The organism is Sphaerochaeta sp. S2 (genome assembly GCF_016406725.1).
GTDB lineage: Bacteria > Spirochaetota > Spirochaetia > Sphaerochaetales > Sphaerochaetaceae > Sphaerochaeta.
In genome coordinates this window covers 1-1,662 of the sequence record NZ_JAEKNT010000078.1, presented here as the reverse complement: position 1 = coordinate 1,662, position 1,662 = coordinate 1, and the positions used below count along the sequence as shown (strand labels likewise).

2 protein-coding genes are annotated in these 1,662 nt (G+C 45.6%); both read left to right on the top strand.

The annotated features are described in order from the left end of the window. Positions 1 to 756, top strand: a 756-nt coding sequence (locus JF818_RS02070) for a glycoside hydrolase family 30 beta sandwich domain-containing protein (protein WP_304944999.1), incomplete at its 5' end; no start/stop codon positions are given. A gap of 236 nt (positions 757 to 992) precedes the next feature. Continuing rightward, a partial coding sequence (locus JF818_RS02065) for a DUF6577 family protein (protein WP_198890334.1) occupies positions 993 to 1,662 on the top strand: 670 nt, incomplete at its 3' end.

Below are 1,662 nucleotides of genomic sequence, written 5' to 3'. Positions count from 1 at the left end.
GTACAGAACGAACCGAATGCATCACAGATGTGGGACTCCTGTCTCTTCAGCGCAGAAGAAGAACATGATTTCATCCTGGAATCCCTCTCTCCAGCACTCAGAACTGCCCAATTGGAAGTACCTCCCATAATAACCATATGGGATCATAACAGGGAGCGGCTCTTTGAACGGGTAGGGGAGGTTTATCGAGAAGATATTTCTCAGATGGTTGGGGCAGCATCCTTCCACTGGTACAGTGGAGACCACTTCGAACAGGTTTCCCTGACTGCTTCCAGGTATCCTGAACTGTTGCTTATCTTCTCAGAAGGGTGTATCGAGTACTCTGCCTTCTCCAGTGATGCACAGATTGCCCATGCAAAGCATTATGCCCATCAGATCATCGGGGACCTTGATCATGGTGCCCATATCTGGCTCGACTGGAATATGGTCCTCGATACCAATGGTGGTCCTAATCATGTGGGTAATTATTGTGATTCCCCCATTCTCTGCAATTTGGAGGATGGTACCTACCAGAAGCGTTTGTCGTACTACTACATCAGACACTTCAGTCGTTCAATCTCCCCGGGAGCTGTCCGTATTGCCCACTCTCTTTATACCAATGAACTTGAAGCTACCGCATGGAAGAACCCAGATAATTCCTATGTTGTGGTTATTCATAACCCGACTGATGAAACGAAGCAGGTACACTTGAGAATAGACGGACAGATCACTTCATTCTCCATTGAAGGTGAGAGTATCATGAGTCTCAGGTGGTGATTGGTACCAAACCCAGGTAACATCCCAAGCGTTATAGAATCATTCTTATCCACCACCTGCTTTCTTCATGTCAGTGCTGAGACTGTGAAGAGGCTCAGCAAGCAGAGTGGATAACAATGACATGTAAAGAGTGGGGAAAGATCGCACACATGCTTTCTGTAGAGATGATTCCTTTAAAAAAAGCCAGAACGGCAAAAAAATAAAAATTTGCCGAAATGGCTCAGGAGGTGGTGAGTATGAACAAGCATGCAATCATTCGAAATTTACCTGATGGCACGTGTACGAGACAGCAGATTCTACGTGCAGCTAGGATTATCGAGCCCTCATTCAAGGAGACACAGCTCAGATATTTAATAGGAACCTTGCGCAATTCCAGATTGATAGTTAGGATTGGACGCAATCAATACAAGAAAGTTGATAAAGAGTCGAAGAAAGGTATCTTCACCGGGGTATATTCTCATGCAGCCCAGCAGGTGATCGATTATATGCAAAAGCAGTTTCCACTACTTTCCTATAGGGTTTGGGAGTTGTCCTGGCTCAATGAGTTCTTCAATCACCAGCTGGCTCACAATCAGATCTTCCTTGAAGTGGAGAAGGGCTGTGGTGATTTTGTGTTCTCCATGCTTACAGAAAAATTCCCAGGCAAGGTGTTATTGAAACCCAAAGCCCAAGAGATACTGCGGTACGGTACTAATGATCGGATCATCATCAACCATCTGGTCACAGAGGCTCCCAAGTCTGACCGCGAACGGTATCAGGTGCCTTTGGAAAAATTACTAGTTGATCTGTTTGCAAACAAGAATCTGATGCTTTCCAAAGGTGATTATCCCGCTGCAATCGAGCTGATGTTCACGAAATACCGCATCGACCAGGTCTCAATGCTTCGTTATGCTCGAAGGAGTCAAC